Below are 2,178 nucleotides of genomic sequence, written 5' to 3' on the forward strand. Positions count from 1 at the left end.
ACCGGAACTCTTCAAGCCATTTTTAAAAGAAAATCAGCTGAATCAAATATCAAATGCGGCATAATAATCGGTACCAAGTCAATGACACCAAGGGTCAAAGGCTATTTTTTAACTGCAAAACTTGAGTTGATAATATTTAAGGACAAAAAGAAGCAGGCTTCCCTTTATACAGGTTAATCACCTGAGAACATGGAGTGTGTTTTTTGTCAGGGCCTTCTGTCCTGGGCTTTTTTATAGAAAGGCTTCCCTATGTCTAACGCAAATAAGCTGTACACTTACATACTTGAAAAGCGGATTACAGCAGTACAAATTTAAAAACAGCACCCATCGACCGGCTCATGACCGACTTAAATGCGTCTTTGTCTTACCCCCTGTCTGAAAGAGAAATCAGAAAGACAATCCAATATGCCTACTCAGGGCGTTATAAGGGGCCTCAGCGCACTATATCCAATTATTGAACAGTGGGTAGGCGACGACACATGCACTGAGAGCTCAAATAAGGGTGTCTGGTATAAGTTTGCGAAACCAAGGAAACGCTAGAAAAGTCATTATTCGGAATGGCGCAGAGATTTGATCAGTTTAATTGAACGCACAGCAACGAAGAGCCAAGGCTTTGTGCAATTCACGCGAAAAGAACTCATGAACGCCATGGGTATTCCTGAATCCAGTTTAAAAGACTTGCTGAGACAAATGAAAAACGACGACTACGTGACGATTAAGACCAAACCAGGGAGAAATGGCTACACACGTTTATGGACCGTTAAAAGCATTGTATTAAGCCTCATACGCTCTAAACGAGTCAAGCAACTAGCAGATAAAGAAGGCTTGCTACAGACACTAGCACCCATTCAAACGCTGATAGAAAAGGTCTCTAATAAGCCGATAGACAGAGAAAAACTACAGGAGATCATCTTAAAAGAAATCGTGAATACATCGTAAAATTTAAAAGGGACGAACTGCCTATTACTTATTTCTAGTATACGGTGTTCTCTTGTTTTGAAGTGCCTTCCGTAGTCTTTGGATGGAGTATATGGTTATTTTCTAGTCTGACTGAGGGTTATTTGGTGCATTTGAATAAAATGTTATTTTGACGTTAGAACGTGCGGTTGAATTATGGTTGTCTAAAGAGTGGGTTAGAAAGGTGTATTGTCGTAGGAATTTGATTAATGTTGCATGAGAGATTTATTGAAATATAAAATAGTGCATGCAATCGAAGGATATAATGTAGTATTTTTAAAAGCGTATGTTTTGAATCTGAATGAGGTTCTTTTTTCAAGTTATTTAAAGGATGAAACTAAAAAAGTAATTTTAGACTTCACTTATGCAGATTGAGACGTTTTAAATTAAAAATATGTATTGTTCAGGTTACAGTAACACCAATAAAGTAGAAAATTACTTTATTAATATACTCAATAAAATAGTAGCAAATTATAAATTATTAATATATTATAAAAGAATCCAGAAAGGAGTGTGCGGGAGTTACCTGAATGGAAACTGATTTAATTATATTTCTGATAATCTAAAAAGGCTGTGAAATCGGTTTTCAAAAGAGTATTAATAGCTAATTCTAAATGAGAAGGAAATAATTCATTCAAGTCACGTTTTGTTACTAGAGTCTGTAAGGATCTGTAGTGAAATTGTTCATAGGGAAGTCCTCTTTTCTGTGAATGTAGTGTGGGAACTCTATCCTACAGAAGGGGTTTTCTTTTTCTATTTCCATAAGATAGTTTACACTCTCTTTTATAATACTGATACAATCATGTCTAGTATTATATTATTAATTGATCAATAAGGAGCCGAGGAGGAGTGAAAAGAAAATACTATTTAATCATATTAGGTATACTGATCTTCTCATTTTTTGTGACATTTGAGAATAAAAGAGTTTATACGAAAGATATTGAATGGGTTGAAGGAAATCAATTAGAAAAAATTACCCCTTGGTATGGATTTGATAAACCTCAGTTATTATAGGGGAAAAAATAAAAATTGGAATAGTAGACGGACCAGTGTCAACAACTCACAATCAGACGAAGTCTATGAATATCAATACTCTCAAGTTTCGCACCCTAATAAATGCTTCACAATCCTATCGGATTAACCCTCACCAAAGAAATTACGCAGCAATTTGTTCTTGGTTTGACTGATTTCCAATCAAAATTTCTTTGAATGCCGCCGGTA

3 protein-coding genes and 1 pseudogene are annotated in these 2,178 nt (G+C 35.4%); 3 read left to right on the forward strand and 1 reads right to left on the reverse strand.

Going from position 1 to position 2,178, the window contains the following annotated elements:
* Positions 1–326: 326 nt before the first annotated feature.
* Together ACYQ2O_RS11900 and ACYQ2O_RS11905 are read left to right on the forward strand one after the other, a co-directional pair.
* Complete coding sequence (locus ACYQ2O_RS11900) at positions 327–458, forward strand: primase C-terminal domain-containing protein (protein ID WP_459771299.1); 132 nt, start codon at positions 327–329, stop codon at positions 456–458.
* Between the two features lie 157 nt (positions 459–615).
* Entirely contained in the window at positions 616–939 is a 324-nt protein-coding gene (locus tag ACYQ2O_RS11905) for a hypothetical protein (protein ID WP_459771297.1), read from the forward strand.
* A gap of 563 nt (positions 940–1,502) precedes the next feature.
* On the opposite strand, the pseudogene ACYQ2O_RS11910 reads toward ACYQ2O_RS11905, so the two are convergent.
* A pseudogene (locus ACYQ2O_RS11910) lies at positions 1,503–1,645 on the reverse strand (IS256 family transposase); the annotation flags it as partial.
* A gap of 161 nt (positions 1,646–1,806) precedes the next feature.
* Between ACYQ2O_RS11910 and ACYQ2O_RS11915 the strand changes: the two are divergent.
* Positions 1,807–1,971, forward strand: a complete 165-nt coding sequence (locus tag ACYQ2O_RS11915; RefSeq protein WP_459771296.1) for a hypothetical protein — start codon at positions 1,807–1,809, stop codon at positions 1,969–1,971.
* Positions 1,972–2,178 lie beyond the last annotated feature (207 nt).

The sequence above is a fragment of the Alkalibacterium sp. m-11 genome, assembly GCF_054658155.1.